The 26,598-nt window shown below is 52.0% G+C and carries 26 protein-coding genes; 19 read left to right on the top strand and 7 right to left on the bottom strand.

Annotated elements, in window-relative coordinates; all coding sequences use genetic code 11:
• Nucleotides 1–64 precede the first annotated feature (64 nt).
• The 5 genes from DHf2319_RS09370 to DHf2319_RS09350 all read left to right on the top strand — a co-directional run bounded on the left by DHf2319_RS09370 (nt 65) and on the right by DHf2319_RS09350 (nt 4,604).
• Complete coding sequence (locus DHf2319_RS09370; protein WP_369810176.1) at nt 65–1,228, top strand: CaiB/BaiF CoA transferase family protein; 1,164 nt, start codon at nt 65–67, stop codon at nt 1,226–1,228.
• Nucleotides 1,225–1,950: an enoyl-CoA hydratase/isomerase family protein gene (locus DHf2319_RS09365; RefSeq protein WP_243477952.1), complete on the top strand. Its 726-nt coding sequence runs from the start codon at nt 1,225–1,227 to the stop codon at nt 1,948–1,950. Before DHf2319_RS09370 ends, DHf2319_RS09365 begins: the two co-directional genes overlap by 4 nt.
• Before the next feature lie 56 nt (nt 1,951–2,006).
• Nucleotides 2,007–2,570 (top strand): cysteine dioxygenase family protein, encoded by a 564-nt coding sequence (locus tag DHf2319_RS09360; RefSeq protein ID WP_243477951.1) that lies wholly within the window; start codon nt 2,007–2,009, stop codon nt 2,568–2,570.
• Complete coding sequence (locus tag DHf2319_RS09355; protein WP_243477950.1) at nt 2,567–3,538, top strand: reductase; 972 nt, start codon at nt 2,567–2,569, stop codon at nt 3,536–3,538. The genes DHf2319_RS09360 and DHf2319_RS09355 overlap by 4 nt, the downstream gene beginning before the upstream one ends.
• Nucleotides 3,539–3,623: 85 nt before the next feature.
• Complete coding sequence (locus DHf2319_RS09350; RefSeq protein ID WP_243477949.1) at nt 3,624–4,604, top strand: TRAP transporter substrate-binding protein; 981 nt, start codon at nt 3,624–3,626, stop codon at nt 4,602–4,604.
• Between the two features lie 82 nt (nt 4,605–4,686).
• Here DHf2319_RS09350 and DHf2319_RS09345 read toward each other — a convergent pair whose 3' ends face one another.
• Together DHf2319_RS09345 and DHf2319_RS09340 are read right to left on the bottom strand one after the other, a co-directional pair.
• The gene (locus DHf2319_RS09345; protein WP_243477948.1) at nt 4,687–5,769 is read right to left on the bottom strand and encodes a malate/lactate/ureidoglycolate dehydrogenase; all 1,083 of its coding nucleotides are present in this window, start codon (nt 5,767–5,769) and stop codon (nt 4,687–4,689) included.
• 21 nt (nt 5,770–5,790) lie between these two features.
• On the bottom strand, nt 5,791–6,573 hold the full coding sequence (locus DHf2319_RS09340) for a 3-hydroxybutyrate dehydrogenase (protein WP_243477947.1): 783 nt from the start codon (nt 6,571–6,573) through the stop codon (nt 5,791–5,793).
• Between the two features lie 264 nt (nt 6,574–6,837).
• On the opposite strand from DHf2319_RS09340, the gene DHf2319_RS09335 reads away from it, so the two are divergent.
• Genes DHf2319_RS09335 through DHf2319_RS09320 form a run of 4 tightly spaced genes read left to right on the top strand, consistent with a single transcriptional unit; the run spans nt 6,838 to nt 10,743 of the window.
• Nucleotides 6,838–7,713, top strand: a complete 876-nt coding sequence (locus DHf2319_RS09335) for an FAD binding domain-containing protein (RefSeq protein ID WP_243477946.1) — start codon at nt 6,838–6,840, stop codon at nt 7,711–7,713.
• A gap of 1 nt (nt 7,714) precedes the next feature.
• Entirely contained in the window at nt 7,715–8,200 is a 486-nt protein-coding gene (locus DHf2319_RS09330) for a (2Fe-2S)-binding protein (RefSeq protein WP_243477945.1), read from the top strand.
• A complete protein-coding gene (locus tag DHf2319_RS09325; protein ID WP_243477944.1) occupies nt 8,193–10,481 on the top strand; it encodes a xanthine dehydrogenase family protein molybdopterin-binding subunit in 2,289 nt (762 codons plus the stop codon). Before DHf2319_RS09330 ends, DHf2319_RS09325 begins: the two co-directional genes overlap by 8 nt.
• Nucleotides 10,474–10,743 carry a MoaD/ThiS family protein gene (locus tag DHf2319_RS09320; protein ID WP_243477943.1) on the top strand — a complete coding sequence of 90 codons (270 nt, stop codon included), beginning with the start codon at nt 10,474–10,476 and terminating at the stop codon, nt 10,741–10,743. Before DHf2319_RS09325 ends, DHf2319_RS09320 begins: the two co-directional genes overlap by 8 nt.
• On the opposite strand, the gene DHf2319_RS09315 is transcribed toward DHf2319_RS09320, so the two are convergent.
• The 4 genes from DHf2319_RS09315 to DHf2319_RS09300 form a co-directional block, all read right to left on the bottom strand.
• Nucleotides 10,744–12,570, bottom strand: coding sequence for an ABCB family ABC transporter ATP-binding protein/permease (locus tag DHf2319_RS09315; RefSeq protein ID WP_243477942.1), 1,827 nt, complete (start codon nt 12,568–12,570; stop codon nt 10,744–10,746).
• A gap of 15 nt (nt 12,571–12,585) precedes the next feature.
• Nucleotides 12,586–14,064 carry an aldehyde dehydrogenase gene (locus tag DHf2319_RS09310; RefSeq protein ID WP_243477941.1) on the bottom strand — a complete coding sequence of 493 codons (1,479 nt, stop codon included), beginning with the start codon at nt 14,062–14,064 and terminating at the stop codon, nt 12,586–12,588.
• Nucleotides 14,065–14,167: 103 nt separating this feature from the next.
• Complete coding sequence (locus DHf2319_RS09305; RefSeq protein WP_243477940.1) at nt 14,168–14,479, bottom strand: hypothetical protein; 312 nt, start codon at nt 14,477–14,479, stop codon at nt 14,168–14,170.
• Nucleotides 14,480–14,490: 11 nt separating this feature from the next.
• Entirely contained in the window at nt 14,491–15,276 is a 786-nt protein-coding gene (locus DHf2319_RS09300) for an EF-hand domain-containing protein (protein ID WP_243477939.1), read from the bottom strand.
• A 284-nt stretch (nt 15,277–15,560) separates the two neighbouring features.
• On the opposite strand from DHf2319_RS09300, the gene DHf2319_RS09295 reads away from it, so the two are divergent.
• The 6 genes from DHf2319_RS09295 to DHf2319_RS09270 all read left to right on the top strand — a co-directional run bounded on the left by DHf2319_RS09295 (nt 15,561) and on the right by DHf2319_RS09270 (nt 20,700).
• A complete protein-coding gene (locus DHf2319_RS09295) occupies nt 15,561–16,166 on the top strand; it encodes a 2-hydroxychromene-2-carboxylate isomerase (protein WP_243477938.1) in 606 nt (201 codons plus the stop codon).
• An 86-nt stretch (nt 16,167–16,252) separates the two neighbouring features.
• Nucleotides 16,253–17,140 carry an NAD(P)-dependent oxidoreductase gene (locus tag DHf2319_RS09290; protein WP_369810175.1) on the top strand — a complete coding sequence of 296 codons (888 nt, stop codon included), beginning with the start codon at nt 16,253–16,255 and terminating at the stop codon, nt 17,138–17,140.
• Nucleotides 17,141–17,170: 30 nt separating this feature from the next.
• The gene (locus tag DHf2319_RS09285; protein WP_243477936.1) at nt 17,171–17,806 is read left to right on the top strand and encodes an SOS response-associated peptidase; all 636 of its coding nucleotides are present in this window, start codon (nt 17,171–17,173) and stop codon (nt 17,804–17,806) included.
• Nucleotides 17,807–17,883: 77 nt separating this feature from the next.
• On the top strand, nt 17,884–18,288 hold the full coding sequence (locus tag DHf2319_RS09280; RefSeq protein WP_243477935.1) for a CidA/LrgA family protein: 405 nt from the start codon (nt 17,884–17,886) through the stop codon (nt 18,286–18,288).
• Nucleotides 18,281–19,006, top strand: a complete 726-nt coding sequence (locus DHf2319_RS09275) for an LrgB family protein (protein ID WP_243477934.1) — start codon at nt 18,281–18,283, stop codon at nt 19,004–19,006. The genes DHf2319_RS09280 and DHf2319_RS09275 overlap by 8 nt, the downstream gene beginning before the upstream one ends.
• 224 nt (nt 19,007–19,230) lie before the next feature.
• Nucleotides 19,231–20,700 (top strand): inorganic phosphate transporter, encoded by a 1,470-nt coding sequence (locus DHf2319_RS09270; protein ID WP_243477933.1) that lies wholly within the window; start codon nt 19,231–19,233, stop codon nt 20,698–20,700.
• A gap of 55 nt (nt 20,701–20,755) precedes the next feature.
• Here DHf2319_RS09270 and ppk2 read toward each other — a convergent pair whose 3' ends face one another.
• The gene (ppk2, locus tag DHf2319_RS09265) at nt 20,756–21,943 is read right to left on the bottom strand and encodes a polyphosphate kinase 2 (RefSeq protein WP_243477932.1); all 1,188 of its coding nucleotides are present in this window, start codon (nt 21,941–21,943) and stop codon (nt 20,756–20,758) included.
• Nucleotides 21,944–22,147: 204 nt separating this feature from the next.
• Between ppk2 and DHf2319_RS09260 the strand changes: the two genes are divergently transcribed.
• From DHf2319_RS09260 to DHf2319_RS09245, 4 genes are read left to right on the top strand one after another with little or no spacing between them, the layout of a single operon-like run.
• Entirely contained in the window at nt 22,148–23,323 is a 1,176-nt protein-coding gene (locus DHf2319_RS09260) for a paraquat-inducible protein A (RefSeq protein ID WP_243477931.1), read from the top strand.
• A gap of 49 nt (nt 23,324–23,372) precedes the next feature.
• A complete protein-coding gene (locus DHf2319_RS09255) occupies nt 23,373–25,019 on the top strand; it encodes a PqiB family protein (protein WP_243477930.1) in 1,647 nt (548 codons plus the stop codon).
• Complete coding sequence (locus DHf2319_RS09250; RefSeq protein WP_243477929.1) at nt 25,019–25,627, top strand: PqiC family protein; 609 nt, start codon at nt 25,019–25,021, stop codon at nt 25,625–25,627. The genes DHf2319_RS09255 and DHf2319_RS09250 overlap by 1 nt, the downstream gene beginning before the upstream one ends.
• Nucleotides 25,628–25,642: 15 nt before the next feature.
• The gene (locus tag DHf2319_RS09245) at nt 25,643–26,566 is read left to right on the top strand and encodes an ornithine cyclodeaminase family protein (RefSeq protein WP_243477928.1); all 924 of its coding nucleotides are present in this window, start codon (nt 25,643–25,645) and stop codon (nt 26,564–26,566) included.
• Nucleotides 26,567–26,598: the final 32 nt, after the last annotated feature.

Genomic DNA, 26,598 nt, shown 5'->3' with positions numbered 1-26,598 from the left:
TGTGGACTCGCCAGAGGATAACATTGGATTAACTGAGTACTAATGCGATTTTAAGGGGCAAAAAGTGTCATCCATATCAGATTCGTCGTCGTATTTGTCGCTGACAGGGGTGCGTGTTATTGAGCTTTGCAACGTTGCTGCCGGGCCATTTTGTGGGATGTTGCTAGCGGATATGGGGGCCGATCTGATTAAAGTCGAAAATCCCAAAGGCGGTGACACCTTGCGCAGTTGGCCGCCAATTTCCGAGGGTTACAGTGAGAATTTTGCATCGCTTAATCGTAATAAGCGTTCCGTGACGCTGGATCTTAAAAATCCAGATGACCTGTCCAAATTCAAAACACTAATCAAAACCGCCGACGTGTTGATTGAAAACAACCGGCCAGGTGTGATGGATCGCCTTGGGGTTGGTTATGCCACTTTGAAAGATATCAATCCAGCTCTTGTGATGGCTTCAATCTCAGCTTATGGACAAACAGGTCCGCGCGCAGCCGAAGGTGGCTTCGATCTGACTGTACAAGCGATGAGTGGCATCATGAGCATAACGGGTGAACCAGGCGGGGAGCCGGTCAAGTGTGGCGTGCCCTTGGCAGACTTTTCTGCTGGGCTTTATGCTGCTTTTTCGGTGGTGTGTGCCTTGCGCACAGCGCAATCCTCCGGTCAAGGTACTCATATTGATGTGCCCATGTTGGGTGCCACTCTGGGTATTGCAGCTTTGCAGACGTCAGAATACTTTGGTAGTGGCAATGACCCGGTCAAACTGGGATCAGCACATCCGCGCAATGCGCCGTATCAGGCTTTCAAATGCCGAGATGGTTACTTCGGGATGGCCGCTGGCAACAATGCCCTGTGGGCGAGTGTTTGTGAGGTAGTAGGTCAAGCTCAATGGGTGCGAGACCCGCGGTTTTTGAATCCGACGTTGCGTGCACAAAACCAGCAAGTATTGTGTGAGATGCTTGAGACTATTTTTATGCATGCTGATGCTGCGGTGTGGCTTGAACGGTTTCGGGCCAGGGGTGTGCCTTGTGCGCCCATCAATACCTACTCACAGGTGCTGGCTGATGAACAGGTCAGGCATATGCAATGGGTTAGGGATATCACACTACCTAATGGGGTCAAGACACGGACGTTTGGTTCACCGGTGCAATTTGATGGACAGTCCGTTGCAATTCGGCGTGCGCCACCGGCCCTAGGTGAGCATAATGCTGAGGTTTTTGGGGAAGGGCAATGAGCCAAGAATGTCTGCGGGTCCAAAAAAATGACGGTGTCTGGACCTTGACATTAAACCGTCCTGAAAAACGTAACGCCTTGAATGCGGAGTTGGTGGAGGCATTGATTGATGCCGTTGATCAGGTGATTGCTTCAGATGCCAGCGTGCTGGTGCTGCGGGGTGAGGGTAAGAATTTTTGTGCCGGTTTTGATTTCTCTGACTTTGAGAATGCCAGTGAAGGTGATCTGTTGTGGCGCTTTGTCCGAATTGAGCAATTGCTGCAAAAGCTAAATGCTTGTTCAGTTCTGACGGTGGCATTGGTTCACGGAAAAAACTTTGGCGCAGGTGTTGACTTGATGGTGACTTGCAAGCATCGTGTAGCGACTGCTACTACGACATTTCGGATGCCAGGCCTTAAGTTTGGTCTGGTCCTTGGTACCCGTCGCCTGGCTCGACTAATCGGTGCACAGCGCGTACGGCAAATACAGCAGGTTGCCAAGACGCTTGATGCCAATGATGCATTGCAATCGGGACTCGTTTGTGAAGTGCAAGAGCCGGTTGATTGGGATGCGGTGGTGAATCAGCAGGTGCTAGCTGGGGGTGCGCTTTCGAGTCAGGCGCGTGCTGCGCTATATGAGGTGCTCCGTGAGAATACCGATGATGCCGATATTGCCGATTTGGTCCGTTCGGTTCTGGTGCCTGGATTGAAGCGCCGGATTGCGAAGTACCGCGCCGCGGATTAACGTTACAAAGTACGGAGTAAATCAGTTGTTTGTTCAAGACAAAATAGGTGAGTCATATGTCAGAGGCATTGAATCGATTTGTAGCCAGTGTTGACAGCTTGGTAGAGGCGGGCGGCGAGGCGCAGTCAGATTTCTGGGATAAATTGGGCGATGCTATGCGCGAGCTAGTGGCTTGTGACGATTGGTTGCCTGAGGCAATGGCACAACCGCACCCACAGTATTATCAACAGTACTGTCTGTATGCGGATCCGGATGACAGGTTTTCCGTGGTGAGCTTTGTTTGGGGGCCTGGTCAAGCCACCCCGATTCATGATCACACGGTTTGGGGCGTCATTGGTATGTTACGCGGGGCAGAGGTTTGTCAGGCTTACGAGATTACCGAGCAGGCGCCGCCCAAGCCTATTGGTAAGCCCGAACGGTTGGAGTCTGGACATATCGGATTTGTTGCGCCATCAATTGGCGATGTTCATCGAGTCAGCAATGCATTCGACGACCGGGTATCCATCAGCATCCATGCTTATGGCGGCAATATTGGGAAGATTAATCGTCACGTATTCCCTGAGGATGGTGGGCCGACCAAGTCATTCGTGTCAGGTTACAGCGCGCCGGCTGCCCTATGAGTAACTCTTGCGATCCATCAGCGTTTGCGTTTGACGACGAGCAAGATGTGCCGATTGGTTACATGGAACGTACGCGGGCTTGGTATTTGGCGCTTGGCTATAACAACCCCTATCGATGGGCTCATTACCGAGAGGTTCCGTTTGTCAAACTAGCCAAACCGCTGCACGAGAGTGTGGTTGGTTTAATCACAACAGCGTCCCCATTTGATCCGGAAAAGGGACCGCAAGGACCTGGCGCACCTTATAACGCGCGTGCAAAGTTCTACGAGGTGTACTCGGGTGACACAGCCCTTTCGCATGATGTGCGAATTGCTCATGTGGCAATTGATCGGCAACATACGACCATGACAGACTCGGGGAGTTGGTTTCCGTTGCCGCTCTTACGTGAATTTGCTGCCGAGGGTGTGATTGGTAGACTTGCGTCAAGGTTTCATGGTGCGCCAACCAATCGTAGCCAGCGGCACACGTTATCTGTCGATTGTCCTGAGCTTTTGCGTCGGTGTCAGGCTGATGGCCTTGATGCTGTGGTCTTGGTGGCCAACTGCCCAGTGTGTCATCAGACCTTGAGTTTGGTGGCTAGGTATCTCGAGGCCAACGGCATTGCAACGGTTTTAATGGGGTGCGCCAAAGATATCGTAGAACACTGCGGTGTGCCTCGGTTTTTATTTAGCGATTTCCCCTTAGGCAATGCAGCTGGTAAACCCCATGATTTGGTCTCCCAGCGTGAAACCTTGCGGCTCGCGCTTGATCTCTTGGCAAGTGCGCCGGCCGCCCGTACGACAGTTCAGTCACCTCAGCGCTGGTCAGATAGCGCTGACTGGAAACTTGACTACAGCAATCCAGAACGGGTGTCGCCGCAAGAGTTGGCTAGGCTGCGAGCTGAGGCTGATCAGGCTAAAGCTGAGATAGCTCGCAAGAAGGCCGAGCTAGATGGAAGTGTACTGTCGCCGGATAAGGGAAAGCCCTGATGCCTGGCGATAGGGTTAGATTCGTTGACAGGCGATTTTTGCGCTAACTTTGGCAATCAAACTTTTGTCGTTTTTGGAGATAGTCATGAAAGCAAGCAAGTTTTTGCGCGTAGCTGCCTTAACGGCTGCGTTGGCTGGTGTTGGTGTTGCTGCTCAGGCACAAACCGTGCTCAAAATTGGTTACGCGACTTCACCGACCTCACACTATGGTGTGGGCTCAACGGTATTTTGTGAAGAAATTTCAAAAGGTACGCAGGGTCGCTACACGTGCCAGCAGTTTCCTAGCGGTGCGCTCGGTGGTGAGCGCGAGATGATTGAGTCGGTTCAGCTTGGCACACTGGATTTAGTCAATACTTCGACGGGTCCTCTGGGTAATTTCGTGCCTGAAGTTAAGATTGTTGACATTCCGTTCTTGTTTCGCGATTACGACCACGCCCGAAAAGTGATGGATGGTCAAATAGGTCAAAACTTGCTGGCAAAAATGCAGGATAAAGGTCTTGTCGGTCTGGCATGGACCGAGAACGGATTTCGCCATATGACCAATAACGTGCGCCCCATTGTTCAGGCAAGCGATGCTAATGGATTGAAGATGCGCACGATGGAAAATAAAGTGCACATGGACGGTTACAAAACCTTCGGTATCTTGCCGACACCCATGGCCTTTCCTGAGCTGTTCACCGCATTACAACAGGGTACTGTTGATGGCCAGGAAAACCCGATTCCTGTGATTTTGGCGGCCAAGTTTGCGCAGGTGCAGAAACATCTGTCACTCACCAATCACGTGTATTCGCCTGCTGTCATTATCTTGTCGCCGAGCGTTTGGAGTCAGCTGTCCGACGCTGATAAGCAAGTGTTTCTGAATGCTGCCAAAGCGGCCTCTGCCGCGCAGCGCAAGAAAGTCAATGACGATGAGGCCAATGGAATTGCTCTGCTGAGGAAAGATGGTATGCAGGTGGTGGAGCAGGTAAACGGCGAGAGCTTCCGTCAAGCGATTACACCTGCCTATGCTGAATACGCCAAAGAGTTTGGAGCGGATAATATCCGCGCGATTCAGGCAGTTCAGTAAGCCGGCTCTGCCCAGTGTCACTAACCCAACGGTTCTTTGACAGCTCTGCTGTCGAAGAACCGTTGGGTTTTTTGATGAGGCTTTATGAGGCGCGAGCCAATGTATCGATTTCTTGAGAATCGATACCGAGTATCTCAGACGTTTGAAGGATCTCCCGCCAAGTGTTCTCATCAACGGGAATACCTGTTTTTAGCCGTTCGGCTTTGGTCATTTGTTCAGGCTCGCCAGCGATTTTGACACCTTCAGTACCTTCAATCGGCGCAGATTGTTTGACCCATTCTAGGAAAGCGAGTGATTCTTCTACAAATAGATTACCTTTTCCGAGTCTATTGGGATCGATCAGGATCGTCAGCATCCCATTAAATATTCTGCTTTTCGTTGACCGGTCATGCAAGGTTTGTCCTGCTGACAAAGCGCCTCCCAACAGCTCGCATACCAGCGACAGTCCGAACCCCTTGTGTTCACCAAATGTTTTGATGGCTCCAAAGGGCGGTACGACACCGTAAGCAGGATTGGTGGTCGGTTTGCCTTCATGGTCTATCATTTGCCCAGGCTTTAATTCAATGCCCTTGTTATAGGCCACGCGCGTTTTGCCCTGGGCAATGACGCTGGTTGCGAAATCCAGAATGACAGGCGATCGACCCTCAATGGGAATCCCCACGCAGAATGGGTTCGTACCAAATCGGCCGTCTGCACCATCCCAGGGGGCGACCACTGGCTTGGACATGACGTTTACAAAATGGATGGAAATAAGCCCTGCGGCTGTGGCCATCTCTGCCCAGGCACCGATCCGACACAAGTGGTGTACGTTACCGAGCGACATGATGCAACTGCCATGCTGTTTGGTCCGCTCAATACCAATTAGCATGGCCTCATGACCGATGACTTGACCGAAACCAGCATGGCCATCCAAGCCTAGCATCGTGCCGTGGTCCACCCGGATGCTCACATGAGCATTGGCCTGCAAGCCACCTGCCTCTTTCAGAGAGAGCGCATAGCGTGGCAGCATACCAATGCCATGGGAATCATGTCCGGTGAGATTTGCTTCAATCAGGTTGTCGGTCACCAATTCGACTTCAAGGGGTTCGCTTCCGAACCCCTTGACCACTTGTTTAATTGCGGTACTTAGAGCTTGCGCATTAAAAAAGTGTGTTTGTGCTGCCATGCTGTCTCATCCTTGTTGTCATTACTGCATATACCACCCGTGGCTGACAACAAAAGATTGACCAGTCATGGCAGCCGTCGGAAAACCCGCCAAAAAGGTTACAACAGATGCGACGTCATCAGTGGTGGTAAAGATGCCATCGACTGTTTGCCCGAGCATCACTTTTTTGATGACTTCGTCTTCACTAATGCCAAGGCTCTTGGCTTGTTCTGGGATTTGCTTATCCACCAGGGGTGTGCGCACAAACCCTGGGCACACCACGTAGGCCCGCACATTCTTTTCTGCGCCTTCTTTGGCTACAACCCGCGCCAGGCCAAGCAGACCATGTTTGGCGGTGACGTAGGCCGATTTCAACTTGGAAGCCTCGTGTGAGTGCACAGAACCCATATAGATAATCGAACCGCCGCGACCACTCGCATACATGTGCTTGATAGCAGCCTGGGTCGTCAGAAAAGCACCGTCCAGGTGGATGGCGAGCATCTTTTTCCAATCGGCGTAGGGAAACTCCTCGATGGGATGCACAATTTGGATACCAGCATTTGATACCAGCACATCAATACTGCCAAGCTTATTGACAGTCTCCTCAATGCCGGCATTGACTTGATCTTCACTGGTCACATCCATGGACAACCCAATCGCTTTGACACCCAATGCTTCGATTTCCTTAGCTGTTGCCTGGGCACCGTCCGAGTTGAGGTCTGCAATCACGATGTTGGCGCCAGCTTTTGCCATATGGATGGCGCACTGCTTGCCAATTCCGCTTGCTGCGCCAGTGACTAGGGCTACTTTGTCTTTAAGTGTCATGAGGATATTCCTTGATTTGACGGGTTATGGATGGTTATCTAGGTGATAGTAGCAACGAAAGGGCTCACATTCGCCCAAATTTCGCGCTATGAAATATCAAGTCGGGTCTACCTAGGTAAAGTATTCGTTGCGGTGTTTCACTGGTCTAGAATCGAAGGGTGCAGTCAGCCGTGATGCAGCGATGAGGACTTAACGGTGTCGCCGTTAAGGGGTCGCATTATTTGGCATAGATGGCTTTTGATTAGAACAACAAGGGAAAGTACGATGACAGCTGATGTAAGGTTTGAAACGCCTGCTAGTGCCAAGGAGGCGGCTTTATTGCTGGCAGCAGCCGACGGGCACGGTAGGGTGCTCGCTGGTGGTACCGATTTGCTGGTGCAAATGCGATCCGGGCGAATCGCACCCAAACTGATCGTGGACGTCAAAGGCATTGACGAGATGGTATCTATTCGGCAAGAGTCAGGCGGCTGGCGTGTGGGTGCGAGCGTAGCCTGCATGGAGCTTGTTCGACACCGCGAATTCGCAGCCCTCTTTCCGGCGGTAGTTGATGGTGCCAATTGGATTGGTTCAATCCAGGTGCGAAGTCGAGCCTCGATGGGTGGTAATTTGTGTAACGCCTCACCGGCTGCTGACAGCGTGCCAGCAATGATGGCAGTGGGAGCGGTGGCCAGTATCGAGGGTCCCAATGGTCGGCGTGAGATCCCGGTTGAGCAGGTGCCTACGGGTCCTGGCAAGAACTCGCTTGAGCCTGGTGAGATTTTAGTGTCGATCTTTTTCCCGAACCCACCCGAGCACACCGGCAGTGCCTATATCCGGTTTACACCGCGAACAGAAATGGATATCGCTGTGGTGGGAGCCGGTATTTCGTTAACGCTGGATCAACAAGGTGTTTGTACCGCAGCCAAGGTTTGTCTGGGCGCTGTCGCTGAAAAAGCCATTGTGGTGCCAGAGGCAGCACAGGCGCTCATAGGCACGATGGTGGACGATGCAGCTCTAGCCAATCTCGGTTTGGCTGCTAGCGCTGCTGCGCGTCCGATCGACGATAAGCGGGGTACAAAGGTATTTAGAACGAAACTGTCGGGCGTGATTGCCCGGCGAACGGCACAAAAGGCGTTGGCACGCGCAAGGGGGAATATCTGAGATGGCCAAGCATCATGTGAGTACAACCATTAATGGCGAGCCGGTAGAGTTTTTGTGTGACACAAGTCAAACGCTTCTGGATGTGTTGCGTAATGAGCTTGACATGACAGGAACGAAGGAGGGTTGTGGTACCGGTGATTGTGGGGCCTGTAGCGTGACATTAGATGGTGAGCTGGTATGTTCCTGTCTCGTGCTCGGTGCTGAAGCCAACGGTAAAGCTGTTCAAACCATTGAGGGTATGGCTGCTGGCAGTGAACTGCATCCGTTGCAGCGCAAGTTCCTCGAGCATGCGGGGCTTCAATGCGGGATCTGCACGCCAGGAATTTTGATGGCAGCGCGTGAGTTGCTGAAGCACAACCCTGACCCAACCGAGGAGCAAGTGCGCTATTGGCTGGCAGGTAATTTATGCCGTTGTACCGGTTACAACAAGATAATCGAGGCCGTGCTCGATGCAGCACGAGAGATGCGAGGAGAGAGCCATGCTTAAAAAAACTGAAGTGGCCATGAACCCATCCGAGCTGATTGGCTCGCGTCCTGTGCGTCCAGATGGTGTTCCCAAGGTCATGGGTTTGGCACAGTATGGCGCTGACTATGAGTTGCCCGGCATGTTGTGGGGCAAGGTATTGCGCTCACCACATGCACACGCCCGCATCATCTCAATTGACACGAGTCGCGCCAAGGCTTTGCCTGGGGTGAAGGCCGTGATGACTGCAGCCGATATGCCTGATCAGGCGTTCGCCTACCAAGGTCCCGAGCGAGTGCAGCTCAATTTCTGGCACATGACTCGCAACGTCATGGCCAGAGAGAAAGTTTTGTTTGTGGGACATCCTCTGGCAGCAGTCGCGGCCACTTCGCAAGCGATCGCAGCTGCGGCGCTTGACTTAATCGATGTTCAGTATGAGGTGTTGCCCCACGTCATCAATGTAGAAGAGGCTATGCGTGCTGATGCGCCTGTTCTGTTTGATAATTTATTTACGCGTGGTGTTGAGCCGGTGCCAGACAAGCCGTCTAACGTCACGAGAATCAATGAGATCAAGGCAGGTGATATTGATTCTGGCTTTGCAAAGGCCGATGAAGTCGTTCAGATGAGCTTTACGACCGAACCAGTTCATCAGGGCTATATTGAGCCGCATGCTGCTTTGGCGCGTTGGGGTGCAGATGGGCAGTGTGAGGTTTGGTCGTCAAGCCAAGGGCATTTCGTGGTGCGAGCCTACACCGCCAAGCTTCTAGGCCTGAATGTGAGCGACGTGGTGGTCCATCCAGCCGAAATCGGCGGAGGTTTTGGTGGAAAGACGGTCATTTATCTGGAGCCGCTAGCTTTGACGCTCTCGAGATTGTCTGGGCACCCAGTCAAAATGGTGATGTCGCGTGAAGAGGTATTCCAGGCAACCGGGCCGACCTCTGGCTCGTCCATGACCGTAAAAATGGGCGTTACGCGTGATGGCAAAATCGTCGCGGCCGATGGCGTATTCAAGTTCCAGGCAGGGGCGTTCCCTGGTTCGCCTGTCATGAATGCGGCTATGTGTGCCTTTTCTGTGTATGACCTAGAAAACGCACGGGCTGTGAGTTATGACGTGGTGTGTAATCGTCCCAAGGCTGCGGCATACCGAGCGCCCGGCTCGCCGATCGCAGCCTTTGCCGTCGAAAGCGTCGTGGATGAGTTGGCTAGACGCATCGGCATGGATCCCTTGGAGCTTAGACTCAAGAACGCTGTAAAGGCTGGATCGCCAACCATTTGGGGACCCAAGCATGCACACGATGGGTTCAGAGAGACTATTGAGGCCTTGATGAACCATCCAGCCTACAAGGCGCCGCTTGGGCCCAATCAGGGTAGGGGTGTGGCATCAGGCTTTTGGTTTAATGGCGGCGGGGAATCCACTGCGACGCTACACGTGAACGAAGATGGTTCGATTGCGTTGGCGACCGGAAGCATGGATGTTGGCGGCTCGCGCGCATCCATGGCCATCATGGCTGCTGAAACATTGGGTGTGCCCTATGAGTCGGTTCGATCGACCGTTGCTGACACAGCGTCGATTGGCTACAACTTCCTGACAGGTGGTTCGAGAATCACCTACGCCACTGGCATGGCTGTTGTGCAGGCATGTCAGAAGGTCATTGAAGATATGCGTGCCCGTGCAGCCATGATCTGGGACGTTGATATCGAATCGGTTGTTTGGCAGAACGGTGCTGCGAGACCGGCAGATCCTTCAGTTGGTGATTTTGCACCTTTGACACTAAAGGATATCGCAGCAAAGCGCGCAGTCACTGGTGGACCAATTGTCGCCGAAGTTGCAGTCAACGCCGGCGGGCAAGCTCCTGGGTTTTCAACGCAGTTTTGTGATCTGGAAGTTGATCCTGAAACAGGGGCTGTGAAGATCCTGCGTTACGTCGCAGCGCAAGATGTCGGCCGTGCCATTCATCGTAGCTACGTAGAAGGTCAGATTGAAGGGGGTGTGGTTCAGGGAATTGGTTGGGCCTTGAATGAAACGTATATCTATAACGATCGTGGCCAACTCGAGAATCCGGGTTTTCTAGACTACCGGGTTCCTGTGGCGTCGGATTTACCGATGATCGAGGCCGTAATCGTTGAGGTGCCAAACCCAAATCATCCGTTTGGTGTCAAAGGTGTTGGCGAGGTAAATATCGTACCGGTCATGGCAGCGGTCGGTAATGCGATTCGTGATGCAGTGGGCGTGCGCATGACGGCTCTGCCAATGTCACCACCGGCCATTCTAGCGGCGTTAGATGCTGAGGCTGTCAGTGCCTGAGAGCCAAAATAGCAACCCGGTCAAGGTTACCTTGACCGGCGCGTTTGAGCCATTCACCAAGGGCGAGGAAGTCTTTGAGGCTCAGGCCTCGACCATCAGAGCCTTGCTGCGCGAAATCGACAAGCGCTACCCGGGCCTGGCTGCCGTGCTCGAGGAAGACAGCGCGGTCGCGATTGATGGCGTGATTCATGAGATTGTGTATACGCACTCGCTCACACCTGGCGCACAGGTGTATTTCATCCCGAGACTGGAGGGCGGTTGATCAGTTGATTTCAACATGGTCAGGTTCAGATAGCTGCATCTGCCACATCTGCGCATAAGTGCCACCACTTGCCAATAGGCTTTCGTGAGTGCCATGCTCGATCAATTCACCATGATCGATGACCAAGATTTGATCGGCATGCACGATTGTTGACAATCTATGCGCGATGATCAAGGTTGATCGATTGCGTGCGAGTTTCCAGAGTTCAGTCTGCAGGGCACGTTCTGTGCGTGAATCAAGTGCAGAGGTTGCTTCATCAAACACCAAAATCGCTGGATTCTTAAGTAGGGTGCGGGCAATCGCTAGCCGTTGCTTCTCACCCCCTGATAACTTCAGGCCACGCTCACCGACCGGTGTTTCGTACCCCTGCGGCAAACTCTCGATGAAAGCATCTAATTGGGCGGCTTTGGCGGCTGCCTTCATATCAGCGTCTGTTGCCTCAGGTCTTCCGTAACGGATGTTGTAGCCAACCGTGTCGTTAAAAAGAACAGTATCTTGCGGCACGATACCGATGGCTTGGCGCAGACTTGCTTGGGTCACTTGACGTACGTCTTGCCCATCTACCAGAATCCTGCCGCTGCTAACGTCGTAGAACCGAAAAAGTAATCGCGACAAGGTGCTTTTACCGGCGCCGCTGCGACCCACCACGGCGGTCGTGGTGCCTGCCGGGATTGTGAAGCTGATGTCTTTCAGTATTGGGCGTTGTTTGTCGTAACTGAAGCACACTTTATCGAAGGTTATGCTTGGGCCTCTGTTCGGGTCGTCAATGACAAGTGTCGATGCGTTAGGGCTGTCATTGATTTCCTGCTGTTCGTTTAGAAGGCCGAACATGCGGTCAATGTCGGCGGTGGATTGTTTTAACTCTCGATACACAACCCCCAGAAAATTTAATGGCATATATAGCTGGATCATCAGTGTGTTGACCAACACCAAGTCGCCCAAGGTCAGGCTGCCATTTGCTACGCCAGCAGCTGCCCGCCAGACAATTAGAACCAAACCGATTGAAATGATTATTTGCTGCCCCAGATTCAAAGCAGCCAGAGATTGTTGAGAAATGATTGCAGCTTTTTGATATTGCTGCATGCTCTGATCATAGCGTCGCGTTTCAAAGGCCTCGTTGCCGAAGTACTTCACTGTCTCAAAATTCAAGAGCGAATCGATGGCTTTCTGATTGGCGCGTGTATCTAGCTGGTTCATGGTGCGGCGCAGGTTGGTGCGCCACTCGGTCACGACCACCGTGAATATGATGTAGAGCACTAAAGCCACGAGTGTGATGACGGAGAACCAGATGTCATAGAAGATGGCTAGGTAACCGAGTACCAAAGCAAACTCAAAAAATGTCGGAAAGATGCTGTAGAGCGAAAATGACACGAGTGTCTGGATGGCTCGCGTGCCGCGTTCGATGTCACGGCTGACACCGCCTGTTTGTCGAGACAGGTGAAAATTCAGCGAGAGGCGATGAAGATGATTGAATACATTCAGCGCGATTTGGCGAACTGCATGCTGAGTAACTCGCGCAAACAGTGCCTCTCTGAGTTCAGTGAAGAGAGAGGTTGAGAGCCTAAGCAGGCCATAGCCTAATATGAGGCTGATTGGTACCACCAGCAAAGTGCCAGCTACGGTATTGACGTCGAGCGCATTGACCAGGTCTTTAAGCACGATCGGCACACCGAGGTTGGCGAATTTAGCTAACACCATGCACGCTAGCGCAAATGCGACACGCCACTTGTATGCGAGTAGGTAAGGCAACAAATCCCGAATCACTTGCCAGTCGGCGCGGTGATTCTTGTTTGGTGCCTCGTGGCTGTCAGTTCCAAACTGTCTCAAGTCGTTGCCTACTGTCTAGCCCATCACAAACGGATTGGCTATCTCCTTATTGGTGTTGATCCAGACACTTTTGGTTTGCAGGTATTCATAAATCATGGCCTGCCCATTCTCCCGACCTAGGCCAGAGCGCTTGTAGCCACCAAATGGCGACATGTAACTGACCACACGGTAGGCATTGACCCATACTGTGCCTGCACGGATACGTGCTGAAATGTCAATGGCACGATTGATGCTCTGAGTCCAAACACCAGCTGCCAGACCATATAGCACGTCATTGGCTAATTCGACTGCCTCATCGTCGTCTTTGAACTTGATGATGGATAGGACGGGGCCAAACACTTCTTCCTGAGCGATGCGCATCTGGTTGGTGACACCGGTGAAGATTGTGGGCTCTACAAACCAGCCCTCACCACATTCCGGACGTGAGGCTGCAGACCCGCCCAAGACACAGTTGGCACCCTCACCTTTGGCTACATCGATGTAGGACAGGATTTTCTCGTATTGAGGTCTGGTTGTAACCGGACCCACCTGTGTGGTGGCTTGCATTGGATCACCCATCTGGGCGGTCTTGGCCAGAGCAAGCAACTTCTCGACTACTTCATCGTGCACGCTTTCATGCACCAAAAGACGTGACCCAGCCAAGCAGGTTTGGCCAGTCGCTGCAAAAATTCCAGAGACGGCACCTCTGACGGCATTGTCGATGTTGGCATCCTCAAAAATGATGTTTGGTGATTTGCCGCCAAGCTCAAGCGATACAGGTTTGAGTCCTCGAGCAGCGGCCTCAGCCACCTTGATGCCACCTATTTCGCCACCAGTAAAGGCTACCCGTGCGACTTTGGGATGTTCGACCAAAGCGCTGCCGACTTCATGACCAAACCCAGTGACTACATTAACAACACCCTTGGGAAATCCGGCTTGTTCAACCAAGTCCATCATCTCTAACGCTGATGCCGAGGTGAATTCAGATGGTTTGATAATCACGGTATTGCCTGCTGCTAACGCCGGTGCAAGCTTCCAGGCGACCAGCAGCAGGGGTGAGTTCCAAGGGGTAATGATGGTTACCACGCCGTAGGGTTCATGGCGGGTGAAATTAAAAAAGCCAGGCTTATCAACAGGTATGACTGCACCTTCGATTTTGTCAGCCAGACCACCGAAGTAATAAAACCACTGAGGCATGTATTGGGTTTGAGCGTACATCTCAGCTTTCAGCTTGCCGTTATCTCGCACCTCAATATCGGCTAAGTGTTCGGCTTTTTCTGCAATCAGGTCACCGAGCTTTCGCAGCATGGCACCTCGTTGGCTAGCCGTGAATTTAGACCAGGGGCCTTTGTCAAATGCTTGCCATGCGGCTTTGATCGCACGTTCAGCGTCTTCTGTATTGCAGCGCGGTATTTTTGCCCAGGGCTGTCCCGTAAAGGGATTTTCGGTTTCAAACCACTGACCACTGGCTGGATCTACCCATTGCCCATCGATATATGCTTGGTACTGTTTCATGCGTTCCCCCTAAATCAATGCTGCCAGCATGATACTGCCAAGAAGTCCTTGGGGGAGAGAAGACACCCATTTTGCGTGGGTTCGGCGTGCCTGTATGGCGCGGTTAGGCTAGGCTTGGTTCGGTTGGTGCAGGCTCTGCTTGCAGTTCGACTGGTTCGTCTGCGGGCGGCCGTAATGGACGCAGGAAAGCATCTGGCACGGGGCCTTTGCTTTTAAAGCACAGTTTGCCTTTGATGACGTATGTCAGGGTGTCTGACTGAGACAGCGTTTCCACTTCCCAGGTATGCATCGGTCCATAGTCAGACCAGTGTTCAATACCGTTAGAGGCAACAACGCGCACAATACGCCCGAGGTTTTCCGGGATTTCGCATTTGACTGTAATAGCCAAGTCTCCGACGCGACAATTCAATGCCATGACAAATCCACCTACTGCCCAAAATTCTCCAGCATGCGTCCCAAGGGCTTGAGGGCCTCTTTCATTTGGTTAAGGCGTGAATTGAGTTCACCACCGGCCTCGGGTTTGAGTTGATCAATCAAAGTGTCTCGATCCTGGCTGAGTTCAGCTAAAGAGACCCCGCCGCTGTCATCATAGTCGAATGAGTTGATGATTGCCGATGCCATTAGAGGGCCCAAGGGCAGTCCGGCAGCCAATACACCAGCCAGATCATCATTGTTTGCGGGGGTCTCTTCACTGACTGCCGCTAGATAGCCAGCGACTCTAACAAGGCGTGCGATCTCGGCAGTGCTCAGGTTGCCATCACCAGAAACATCAACGCCTGCAAAGAGAGCATTAGCGCAAGCGTTACGATCAGTCTGGCATATTTTTTGGGTATCACTGACCACTTGCAGCAGGGCGACGGATTCCCCGTGTAACAGAACCTGACTGCGGGGCAGCGAATTGCCGCAGCTCTCGTAATCGGTTGTTTGCCAGTCCTCACTCGGTACCGACCCGAGCTCGGCATTATCGGGTAAAAAAGCCTCTCGTAGCCTACCGTCAGCAAGTACAGTAAAAAAATTGGGATATCCGTCTGACTCTTCAAGTCGCGTCCACCCGTTCGGTTGGGTAGCCGATAGGGTCAGACCAGTCAACGACGTTTCTTCCTCACCTAACCAGAGATAAAAGCTTTTATAGATCACCAGCGTATCTTGCGCGGAGGCGCAATTAGGTGTCGCCCAAACACCAGTCAGTGTCTCGGGAACGTCAGCAGACATAGACACCGCAGGGGTCAGACAAAGTAAGCAGATAGCGAGGCAGTGTTTCACGGCGGTCTCGGCGAATTGGACATCTTTAGTCTAGTTTGAGCGGGCAGGGTGGTCAATCAGCGACCAAGGCTAAAGCGAGCCACGATCTCAATCTCCCTTAGGCAAGGCTGGTTTGCCTGGGTCAGTCCTGTCGCGCCACGCGGTGGCAGTCGCCCGAACGGTACAAACCCGATACACAAAAGTGAACCTATCGTTTAATTTGATCGGATTGTTTAAACATTTGGACTTGTGTCATGACCACCACAATTGATTACTACTTTGCGCCCCAGAGTCCTTGGACTTATTTAGGGCATGAGCGTTTGACCAATATGGCAAAGGCAGCCGGCGCCAGTATTCGCGTTCGACCGATAGATTTGGGACGCGTGTTCCCTGTGTCGGGCGGTGTACAACTGAAGGACCGGCCTAAACAGCGTCAGGCTTACCGGTTGGTCGAGCTCGCGAGGTTTAGGGATTATTTGGGACTACCACTAAATCTGCAGCCCCAATACTTTCCAGTAGTGCCCACTTTGGCTTCCAGGCTGATCACTGCAGTGCAGTTGTCTGAAGGTGACGCGATCGCATTAAAGCTTGCGGGTGCATTGATGGCTGCGGTCTGGGCACAGGAGCGTGATATCGCGAATCCGCAGACTTTGACGCAAATTCTTGCCGAGTCTAGTTTGCCCGCAAAATACCTGACGCAGACGGAGTCGGTCGATGTGCAGGCAGCTTACGACGCATATACCGATTCCGCCATTGAACTTGGTGTGTTTGGTGCGCCAACTTATGTGCTCGATGGCGAATTGTTCTGGGGGCAGGACCGGTTAATGTTTTTAGAGCAGGCTTTGCTTAAACGGGCGTAATTTTTTTCAACTCGATGGCTCAGTTTGAGGTATTTGGTGTTTCCTGACGGTATCATGTCTGTCAGATTTTTTTAGTTTTAAGGGAAATGACAGTGACAACCATCGCATTTGTAGGACTTGGCGCCATGGGATTACCAATGGCACAAAACCTGGTGAAAGCTGGCCATGAAGTTCGAGGTTTTGATTTGAATCGTGAGGCGTTGGCTGAACTCGAGAAGTCCGGGGGCGCAACAGCTGCCTCAGCCAAGCAGGCTGCGACAGGTGCCCAAGTGCTGATGTTGATGGTGGTCAACGCTGCTCAGGCTGAGCAAGTGTTGTTTACCGATGCTGCTTTGGATGCTTTGAATCCTGGTTCGGTCGTCGTGCTTATGGCCACTTGCGCGCAGGCTGCCGTTCAAAACCTGGCCCAGCGGGTTGCTGAGAAGGGGCACCGATTTGTCGATGCGCCCGTCTCCGGTGGTGTGGTGGGCGCCCAAAGCGGCACGCTGACAATGATGGTCGCTTGTGAAACACCAACCTACCAGATGGTGTCGCCGCTTTTGCAGGTGCTCGGTGAACGGGTGTTCCATGTGGGTCAGACCCCTGGTCAAGGTGCAATGGTCAAGACCATTAATCAATTGCTGTGCGGTGTGCACATCGCCGTGGCGGCAGAGGCTTTCGCGCTTGCGGATAAGGCGGGTCTGGATCTGGCGTTGCTGTTGGAAATCATGGGTGGATCGGCAGCGTCGAGTTGGATGCTTCAGAATCGTGGGCCACGCATGCTCGACGATGACCCTGAGGTCAAGAGTGCAGTGGATATCTTCGTTAAGGACCTTTCGATTGTGTTGCAAACTGGCCATGACATGCGAGCCGGTTTGCCGATTGCTGCGGCTGCTCACCAGATGTATCTGGCGGCTTCAGGTAGAGGCGATGGCAAGGCTGACGACAGTCAGGTTATCCAAACCTATCGGGCCATGAATGGCGTTAAGGGCTGATCACAACGCCTTGGTGTTGTGTGTTTAGCGATGTGCGCGGTCTATACCCCAACCACACACCAAGACTGGGTTAAAGCTACTTTTGGCTTGGATTTGCCGCCTGCTGCTTCGCAGATCTACCCCGGGCATCAAGGGCCGATCGTGGTGCGCAGCCACCGTGATGGCCGAGTCGCTATCGGCATGGCTCAATTCGGATTGGTGCCGCCTTGGGCCAAAGACACAAAAATCTCACGCCATACCTATAACGCAAGGTGTGAGACAGTGGCTGATAAGCCAAGTTTCCGCGATGCTTGGCGCCGTGCTCACTGGGCAATTGTGCTGGCAGATTGTTTTTATGAACCCTGTTATGAGACTGGCAAGGCTGTACGTTGGCGAATCGCACGGGCTAACGGTGAGCCCATGGGGATCGCGGGCTTATGGCAGCGCTGGCGCGACCCAGTGAGTTCGCAGGTTCTAGCGTCTTTCACCATGCTCACGATCAATGCCGATAAGCATGCAGTGATGAGTTGCATGCATAAGCCTGAAGATGAAAAGCGTACACCGGTAGTGCTTGCGCCAGAGTCGTTTAACCAATGGTTGGCTTGTGAGCCAGATACAGCTAGTGACTATCTGCAGCTCGGTAAGATGCCGCCCCTGACAGCAGCTGCGGATGCTCACGCTACTTAGATTATCGCTAAGCGTATCGATCTTCAGCCTGCCGAATTTAGTCTAGACTTCTTAAACGATTTGCTCGGGATGGTTTCATGGCAGCGTTAGTCGGTTTTACCTTGTTGTTGCTTTATCAGGTGGCGGGTGAAGTCATCGCTCGATTGTTCGGTCTAGATTTGCCTGGACCGGTTCTTGGGCTGATGCTTTTATGGCCATCCCTGTGGGTTCAGTGGATTCGCGAGCGAGTGGCGGCGGTCGCTGGTTTTTTGTTATCCAATCTGTCACTGCTGTTTATTCCCGTGGGGGTGGGTGTCATTCTTCACCTTGAGCTGCTATCGACGATTTGGTGGCAAATCGCTGTGGCTCTGCTTGCATCAACCATTCTCGGGTTAATCACGACCGTGGTGTTACTACGGGTTTTGATACGCGAATCTGTCGACGCGCCCGCTGCCGGGCAAGAAGATGCCAAAGCATTTGATCAGGAGAGCGGTCGTGGCTGATTTTGTGGAGCTTTGGACATATCTGTCTGCTACCCCATTGTTTGGCTTAACAGCGACATTATTGGTGTACGTGCTTGGTTTGGCGATTTATCAGCACTATGATCAAACGCCTTGGCTCAATCCCGTGCTATGGAGCATTGTCGCCTTGGGCAGTGCACTTTGGTGGCTAGAGATCCCTTATCAGCGTTATTTCGCTGGTGCGCAGTTCATTCATTTCTTACTCGGTCCGGCGGTGGTCTCCTTGGCGTTGCCGTTGTGGCAACGTCGCAGCGAGCTCAAGTGTCACGCATTGGCCTTGATAGTCGCTGCGCTTGGCGGTGGCATCGCAAGTGCATTAAGCGCATTCGGACTGGCTTGGTGGCTAGATGTGCCGCAGGAGGTTGCCTTGTCCTTGATTCCCAAGTCGGTGACTGCGCCTGTCGCGATGGGTCTGGCAGACAGTATTGGTGGCATCGCTGAGTTGGCAGCAATCTTTGCGGTGTTAAGTGGTTTGATAGGCGCCTTGTTAGCCCGATCGGTGTTTAGTGTCATGGGCGAAGGGGTTTCCAAAGTTGCGTGGATGCGCCGAGGCTTCGCCTTGGGGACCGTCTCGCATGGTATCGGCGCGGCCCGCGCCATCCAGGTAAGCCACCAGGCTGGTGCCTACGCCGGATTGGCATTGGCTGCCCAAGTCGTTTTGGCCTCTATCTGGATTCCTCTGTTACTAAGCTGGTGGTGACCCTTTCTGAATATGACGATTCATTAAAAGTAAAATAACTGTCATATTTGATGCGGCGACCTAGCTTAACGGCAATCTGTTCGGCCCAAAGCGATGCGCTCTTAACCACCACAAAGTTGATTCCCATGCAATTCGAAGATTTCTCTGATTTTAAAAAAGTAACAAAACGTAGTCAGCGGGAGTTTCTTCGATTTGGTATTGGCTTGTTCTTCGTGGTGTCGATCATGATCTACACCACTTTGAGCATTGGACTGTCAAGTCCCCAGGGCATTATGTTGGTGGTGGCATCCATGATCGGTGGCTACATGGCCATGAACATCGGCGCCAATGACGTTGCCAACAATGTTGGACCAGCCGTTGGCTCCAAATCCATCACGATGGTGGGTGCGATTGTCATTGCAGCAATTTTTGAAATGCTCGGCGCTTTGATTGCTGGGGGCGATGTGGTCTCTACGATTCGCGGCGGAATCGTCGATATGTCCTCCGTCCCGAGCACAGATCACTTTATCTGGCTAATGACAGCCGCTTTGCTAGCAGGCGCTTTGTGGTTGAATTTTGCTACGGCAGTTGGCGCACCTGTGTCGACCACGCATTCAATCGTTGGCGCAGTACTGGGAGCTGGCGTCGCAGCAGGTGGGATGGACGCGGCTAACTGGCCAGTGGTCGGACGGATTGCAGCGAGTTGGGTGATTTCTCCAGTACTCGGTGGATTAATTGCGGCTGGATTCCTGTTTTGGATTAAGCGGGCGATCACCTATCAACCTGACATGGTGCAGGCAGCAAAACGAACCGTGCCTATCCTGATTGGCATCATGGCAGCATCGTTCGGTACCTATTTGATGCTCAAAGGATTAAAGAAGTTGATTCCCGTCTCGTTCGGCACGGCCGTACTGGTTGGTTTGATAATTGGCTCGCTGGTTTGGTTGTGGTTGCGGGCAGCGATTGCCAAGCGGGCTCAAACGTTGAGTAATACGAAAGAGACGATCAATGGTCTGTTTACGATCCCATTGATTTTGGCAGCAGCCTTGCTTAGCTTTGCACATGGTGCCAATGATGTGGCCAATGCGATTGGTCCGCTAGCTGCTATTGTCGATGCGGTGTTGTCCGGTGGCGTGTCAGATAAGGCGGCTGTGCCTGTATGGGTCCTACTGGTCGGTGCCATCGGCATTGCAATCGGCTTGGCTTTGTATGGGCCCAAATTGATTCGTACGGTGGGAGGCGAGATCACTGACCTGGATCAGATGCGCGCATTCTGTATTGCAATGGCAGCAGCATTGACTGTGATTGTGGCATCGCAATTGGGTCTACCTGTCAGTTCAACTCACATTGCGATTGGTGGCGTTTTTGGGGTTGGTTTTCTACGCGAGCGTCTGAAGTCAAATTTCTCTTCCATGGTGGAGGAAATTCGTCTGCATCACTTAGGTGAGGACAAGGAGATTGTTGAGGCCTATCTGGACCGATTCACCAAAGCGCCCATGAAAACTAAAAAGCTCATGCTACAGGAGCTCAAAGCGAAGGCCGCGCAAGTGTCTTTATCCAAAAAGGAATACAAGAAAATCAAGAAGGTTTATCGCGGAGAACTTGTAAAACGTTCAATCGTATTTAAGATCATCGGAGCCTGGATTGTGACCGTACCAGCATCCGCTTTGATGGCGGCAACGATTTACCTGACGATTGTCTCTGTGGCACGCTAACTGTAAACGGGTTTATCCAAGCCACAAATCGAACGACAGGTCTGAACGCTGAAAGCTAGAGTAGAGCCATGGGACGCTCGCCATGTTCATACACGACATGAGCTCGCCCGACCAGAAGAGGGTCAACTGAGCCGATGTTATTGATGTCCTTGTTGTCGTATGCGAGCTTATGCAATACGTAACGCATGGCGTTTAAGCGCGCTCGTTTTTTGCAGTCTGACTTGATCACGGTCCAAGGTGCTTCGGCAGTGTCGGTGTGATAGAACATCGATTCTTTCGCGGCCGTGTATTCATCCCATTTGTCTAGCGATGCCAAATCGATTGGCGACAGCTTCCATTGCTTTAATGGATGGATTCGGCGCTCTCTAAATCGGCGTCGCTGTTCGTCACGGCTAACAGAAAACCAGAACTTCACCAGATGTATACCGCTTCTGACCAGGTTACGTTCAAATTCAGGTGCCTGGCGCATGAATTCGTCGTATTCGGCATCGGTGCAAAATCCCATGACACGTTCTACACCAGCACGGTTGTACCAGGATCGATCAAACATAACGATTTCGCCGCTCGTAGGTAGGTGTTCAATGTAACGCTGGAAATACCACTGACCCTTCTCAATATCAGTCGGTTTCTCCAAGGCCACCACGCGTGAGCCGCGTGGGTTTAGATGCTCCATGAATCGTTTGATGGCACCGCCTTTGCCCGCGGCATCTCGGCCCTCGAACAAGATGACCACTTTTTGACCGCTTTCCTTAATCCAGGCTTGGAGCTTGAGCAGTTCAACTTGCAGTTGATATTTGGCTTTCTCGTATGACTTGCGCGACATTAAATTGCGGTAGGGGTAACCGCCATCACGCCAGTTTGCAGAGAGTTCCTCATCGGCAATGAGTATTTTTTTGCTGCTCCCGCGATTGCTACGACTCATCGGGGTGAGCAGGGCACGCTTTAAGACGAGTGCATCATCTGGGGATGCACCTTGCATGATCGTCTCAAGCGCTTGGGCGAGCTCATGAGTTTTTTCTGGCATCAGTCCATGAATAATGTCCCGCACCGCCACCTCTTGTGAGGTGACAGCCGATGCAATTGCCTCAGCCGAGGTGTTGCGCGCCGCGGTTCGTGCACTGTTGCCTGCTATCACATCACCGGATTGAACCCGCTTGGGCTTGATTGTCGAGCTGCGCTTGCGCGCTGCAGCTTTAGCGGGCGTTGCGGACTGGGTCGATTTTTTTGGGCCAGAAATTGCCATCCGCCTGATCTCCTAATGAACTGGTGTATGTACACCTTTATTTTCACGCCGATGGTTTGATGAAGTCCGATTGTTATTTTGAACCATTTGACTTAAGTCAAATTCGCAACAATCATGACATACTGTGACGCTCGAGATCGTTAATCACATCCTCATTACCGATACATCATTTACACTCGGGCGATTCATCACTAGATACCGGTTATGCGTAGCGCATTGATACTTAGCTGTCACCACTGTGGTGCATTGTATGATCGGCCCGCGCTGGAGCCGGGGCAATGGGCGCGTTGCGTGCGTTGTGATGAGGTCCTGGAGAACGGCGGCCTGTTTAATGCACAAGCATGGCTTGCAGTTGTGTTGGCTGCGATCGTGACGTTTGGGGTGGCTAACGTATTTCCGGTTGCAACGCTCGAATTTCAAGGTTCGGGGCAAGCCACTACCTTTCTTGGTGCAGTGCAAGCCACACTAGATGCTGGGTATTGGGAAGTAGCGCTTTTGACGGGTCTGGTGGGGTTTGGACTGCCGCTGTTTAAGCTCGTCCTTTTAGCTCTATTGTTTATTCCAATCGCTTGCCAGCGAGTGCCATTCTATTTTGAGATAGTTTTGCGGCTACTTGGATGGGTTCGACCCTGGTGCATGGTGCCGGTATTTTTACTTGGCTCATTGGTTGCTATTGTCAAGCTTGTCGATTTGGCTCAGTTGACCGTAGGCCTTGGGCTGTACGCAACGGCTGCCAGCGCTGTTTTTTTTACGGCTTTATCACGTTTGACGCCGTCCAAAATCCGTTATCTAGTCTTGGATGCTGATCTGGTAGTTATGTCTCCTCAGCCTGAACCCGCACCAAGTCCATCTTGTCTGCCCAAGGCATGGGCCTTGCTTTTGGCTGCTGCGATTTTGTACATCCCGGCTAATGCGCTGCCGGTTATGACGATCACCGCGATCAGCGGTAGTTCGGGACACACGATTTTGGGGGGAGTGATTGAGCTTGCTCAGATGGGTTCTTGGGATATTGCGGCAGTGGTGTTTATTGCTAGCGTCTTTGTTCCCATTTTTAAGATCCTCCTTCTAGGAACGCTGCTGTGGCTCACTCAACAGCGCTCGGCTCGGGGATTGAAGCGTCGTACGCGGCTGTATCGACTCGTGGAGGCCATTGGGCAATGGTCAATGCTTGATGTTTTTGTCGTGATACTCTTGGTGTCGCTTGGACAGTTTGGGCGATTGCTAGATATTGAACCTGGGGCCGGTGCCGTGGCTTTTGGCGCTGTTGTTGTGTTAACGATGCTTTGCGCCATGACCTTTGATTCTCGACTGGCGTGGCGTTGGGCAGGGTATCGCCGTCAAGTTGTTAAGCCCGATGTAGCAGCATTACCTGTCACTTGAGGTTCTTGGGTTGCAAGGTCTTTTGTTATTTAAGTGAAACACTTCGCCAATGAATGATTCGACGTCAAACGAGCCTGTCACTCCGCCGAAACCGAAAGTTGGACAACGTTCCAAACGTAATCTGGCCTGGGTATGGTTGATTCCGGCAGTTGCTGCTCTAACCGCAGCATCGATTGTCTGGCGCGAGTGGTCCACCAGGGGTCCTGTTATTGAAATTTCTTTTACTTCTGCATCTGGTATTGAAGAGGGTAAAACCCAAATCAAATATCGTGATGTCGTCGTCGGGTTAGTAACTGACATTCAACTAAGCAAAAACCGAGAAAATGTTCTCATCACCGCTCAACTTGATAAAGACGCAGAGGCACTTGCGAGCGACCAGTCCCAGTTCTGGGTGGTCAAGCCAACCATCGGTGTGACGGGTGTATCAGGCCTGGCGACACTTTTCTCTGGTGCTTATATTGAAGCAGATACCAAAGCCGAAGGTAATATCAAGCCTAATAAGTTCTCATTTGTTGGTCTTGAGACACCACCACCGATTACCAGCGATCAGCCCGGTACTAAGTTTCGGTTGCGAGCCTCAACTTTAGGCTCTATCCAGCCCGGCACCCCAATCTATTTCTTGAGAATTCCAGTTGGCGTGGTGACTGACTACTTGCTTGACAAGGATGGCAAGCATGTTGACATTGATATTTTTATTGATGAACCGTACGACAAATACGTGAATATCAATACCCGGTTCTGGAATGAGAGTGGTGTACAGGTAGGTGTGGGACCTAACGGATTAAATGTACAGGTGGGATCCTTAGCCTCTTTACTATCGAGTGGCATTTCATTTGGCTCGTTCGGGGTTGAGCGACCAGTGCCAGATAGTTTCATATTCAAATTGTTCGATAACCATCAGGCCGCTAAATCGTTACCCGAAGGCCCATCTGTGCCAATTGTGATGCGCTTTGATCAGTCCACACGTGGACTAGCGGTTAATGCGCCGATCGATTTCCATGGCTTGCACATCGGTGTGGTCAGATCAGTTGAACTCAATCTTGATCAGCGTGACAAGAGTTTTTTTACTGAGGTGAAGGCCACCTTGTATCCAGCCATGCTTGGTGCGGCTTATGAGCATATTGAAGTTAAAGAGCGTGATCCACAAACGCTTGCCAAGCTCGTGCAGCAGGCGATCGATCTCGGTATGCGAGCGCAGCTACGGGAGGCTAGTCTTTTAACCGGTGGGCTTTATATTGAATTGGTCAATCGGGCCGGTACGCCGGCAGGCGAGAAATTTAACGGTACGTTACCTGTGTCGATTCCCACAGTTGCCTCGCAAACGCTCGATGACTTGCAAAAGCAGATCAGCGATATCATCACTCATATTGACAAAATCCCATTTGAGCGAATTGGTAAGGAATTGGATGCGTCTTTGAAACAACTGTCTGAATTTGGGCGTAGTGTTAATCAGACGTTAACACCTGAGTTACGCCAAACACTCGAGAAGCTTCAAAGTACCCTGACTGACGTGAACCGCTTGCTTGAATCTGGTGAAGAACTGCCTGCGCAGGCGAAACAGTCAATCCGGGATCTGGATGAGGTGCTGCGTTCGGCTCGTCAATTTGTTGATGAGTTACGCGAACGACCCAACTCACTCCTGTTTGGTGAGCCAAGCACGTCTTATTCGCGCGAAACGCTAGGGGCTGATAAGTGATGATGAAATTTTCTCTGACGAGTGTGTTTATTCTTGCATTGGTAGGTTGTGCGAGTCAGCCTAGTGTTTACTACACATTGACGGCACCAGCAGCCAACCAGCAGCTCAAGTCGACCGCTGTCGTGCCAACTGGTCTGTATTCGATTGTTTCAGTTTCTGTCCCGGCACCAGTCGATGACACATTAATCATCGTGCGACAGTCAGACGACCGTTTGATGAAGTTGGCGCATGATCGCTGGACCGCACCGTTAGGTAAGCAGTTTGGTAATGCGCTGGCAGTGGCGTTGACCGACGAATTAGGCATGCCGCCAATCTCCACAACACAGGCAGCACTAGATGCGAAGGTGACCAATATTTCAGTTGATGTGCAAAGGTTTGATTTGCTTCCGGGTCAATTTGCTGAGCTAGCTGCTGTTTGGCAAGTCTCTGTCGGATCGATCAAAACCGGCTCGCCCAATCTCATCTGTTACACGGTAGTGCGCCAATCAGTGGAACCTGGCGTCGCACCCTTGGTTCAAGCGCAGCAGATGAATATCCAAAAGCTGGCTAAAGCCATCAGTCTGAGCTTGCAAACTGGCCAGCCATATGCTGGCACCCAATGTCAGTAAACGAGGTCTCACCGGATGCAAGTTGTCCATGCGCTTGATGTTGAGTCGCAACTGAGTTGGGTTGAACTGTCACATGCAATTGAAGCGGGTCACCAGCTGCCCCGAGCAAAAATCAGCGACAGCTTTTTGACCCGCGGTGATGAGACATTACTGTTGCGCTCGTCTTGGATCGATGGGCTTGGTATGGCTGTTAAGGTTGCCACCATTTTTCCGGAAAATACGCGACACCAGTTGCCATCGGTTCAGGGCAGTGTCTGTCTGTATGACGATCAGACGGGTGGCTTGCAAGCAATGGTTGATTTTGATTTGGTCACCAGATTTAAGACGGTCGGTGATAGTTTCCTGGCTACACGCAGGCTTGCTCGGTCTGACTGCCAACAAGTATTGATTGTGGGAGTCGGGCGTATCGCATTGACCGCTTTAACAGCCTATCAGACTTTGTTTCCTGATGCTGTGTTCACGATTTGGAATCACCGGCGTGAAACAGCACTGGCTGTGGCTGAACGTATGCCCAACGTTCGGCTCGCCGACGATCTGGGAGCCGCTGTTCGTGAGGCTGATTTGATCAGCTGCGCCACGTTATCCAAAGTGCCTCTGATTAAAGGTCAGTGGCTAAAGCCTGGTCAACACCTCGATTTGATTGGTGCATATCGCGCCGATATGCGTGAGGCCGATGATGAGGTGTTAAACCGAGGTCGATTATTCGTCGATAGTCGAGACACGACGATTCATCATATTGGTGAGTTGAAGATTCCTATCGATGCAGGCGTGATTGAAATCGGGGACGTTATTGCTGATTTCTATGATTTGGATACGGGAAAGTTCGGTCGCCAATCTGAGGCTGAGATTACCGTGTTTAAAAATGGGGGTGGTGCCCACCTTGACCTGATGACTGCTAGGTACATTTTGGCTTGCTATCAACGTCTTCAAGAAAAATAATCGGTATCAAATTGCCGTAGGTCAACGACTTA

Origin of the sequence: Orrella daihaiensis (genome assembly GCF_022811525.1) — a bacterium.
GTDB lineage: Bacteria > Pseudomonadota > Gammaproteobacteria > Burkholderiales > Burkholderiaceae_B > Algicoccus > Algicoccus daihaiensis.
This window is presented reverse-complemented; position numbering and strand designations above follow the sequence as displayed.

Bases quoted from the DNA above. Each gene is read 5' to 3' on its own strand.
- DHf2319_RS09365 (WP_243477952.1), top strand. From the start codon at position 1,225: ATGAGCCAAGAATGTCTGCGGGTCCAAAAAAATGACGGTGTCTGGACC.
- DHf2319_RS09360 (WP_243477951.1), top strand. From the start codon at position 2,007: ATGTCAGAGGCATTGAATCGATTTGTAGCCAGTGTTGACAGCTTGGTA.
- DHf2319_RS09355 (WP_243477950.1), top strand. From the start codon at position 2,567: ATGAGTAACTCTTGCGATCCATCAGCGTTTGCGTTTGACGACGAGCAA.
- DHf2319_RS09350 (WP_243477949.1), top strand. From the start codon at position 3,624: ATGAAAGCAAGCAAGTTTTTGCGCGTAGCTGCCTTAACGGCTGCGTTG.
- DHf2319_RS09345 (WP_243477948.1), bottom strand. From the start codon at position 5,769: ATGGCAGCACAAACACACTTTTTTAATGCGCAAGCTCTAAGTACCGCA.
- DHf2319_RS09340 (WP_243477947.1), bottom strand. From the start codon at position 6,573: ATGACACTTAAAGACAAAGTAGCCCTAGTCACTGGCGCAGCAAGCGGA.
- DHf2319_RS09335 (WP_243477946.1), top strand. From the start codon at position 6,838: ATGACAGCTGATGTAAGGTTTGAAACGCCTGCTAGTGCCAAGGAGGCG.
- DHf2319_RS09330 (WP_243477945.1), top strand. From the start codon at position 7,715: ATGGCCAAGCATCATGTGAGTACAACCATTAATGGCGAGCCGGTAGAG.
- DHf2319_RS09325 (WP_243477944.1), top strand. From the start codon at position 8,193: ATGCTTAAAAAAACTGAAGTGGCCATGAACCCATCCGAGCTGATTGGC.
- DHf2319_RS09310 (WP_243477941.1), bottom strand. From the start codon at position 14,064: ATGAAACAGTACCAAGCATATATCGATGGGCAATGGGTAGATCCAGCC.
- DHf2319_RS09305 (WP_243477940.1), bottom strand. From the start codon at position 14,479: ATGGCATTGAATTGTCGCGTCGGAGACTTGGCTATTACAGTCAAATGC.
- DHf2319_RS09300 (WP_243477939.1), bottom strand. From the start codon at position 15,276: ATGTCTGCTGACGTTCCCGAGACACTGACTGGTGTTTGGGCGACACCT.
- DHf2319_RS09295 (WP_243477938.1), top strand. From the start codon at position 15,561: ATGACCACCACAATTGATTACTACTTTGCGCCCCAGAGTCCTTGGACT.
- DHf2319_RS09290 (WP_369810175.1), top strand. From the start codon at position 16,253: ATGACAGTGACAACCATCGCATTTGTAGGACTTGGCGCCATGGGATTA.
- DHf2319_RS09285 (WP_243477936.1), top strand. From the start codon at position 17,171: ATGTGCGCGGTCTATACCCCAACCACACACCAAGACTGGGTTAAAGCT.
- DHf2319_RS09280 (WP_243477935.1), top strand. From the start codon at position 17,884: ATGGCAGCGTTAGTCGGTTTTACCTTGTTGTTGCTTTATCAGGTGGCG.
- DHf2319_RS09270 (WP_243477933.1), top strand. From the start codon at position 19,231: ATGATCTACACCACTTTGAGCATTGGACTGTCAAGTCCCCAGGGCATT.
- ppk2 (WP_243477932.1), bottom strand. From the start codon at position 21,943: ATGGCAATTTCTGGCCCAAAAAAATCGACCCAGTCCGCAACGCCCGCT.
- DHf2319_RS09260 (WP_243477931.1), top strand. From the start codon at position 22,148: ATGCGTAGCGCATTGATACTTAGCTGTCACCACTGTGGTGCATTGTAT.
- DHf2319_RS09255 (WP_243477930.1), top strand. From the start codon at position 23,373: ATGAATGATTCGACGTCAAACGAGCCTGTCACTCCGCCGAAACCGAAA.
- DHf2319_RS09250 (WP_243477929.1), top strand. From the start codon at position 25,019: ATGATGAAATTTTCTCTGACGAGTGTGTTTATTCTTGCATTGGTAGGT.
- DHf2319_RS09245 (WP_243477928.1), top strand. From the start codon at position 25,643: ATGCAAGTTGTCCATGCGCTTGATGTTGAGTCGCAACTGAGTTGGGTT.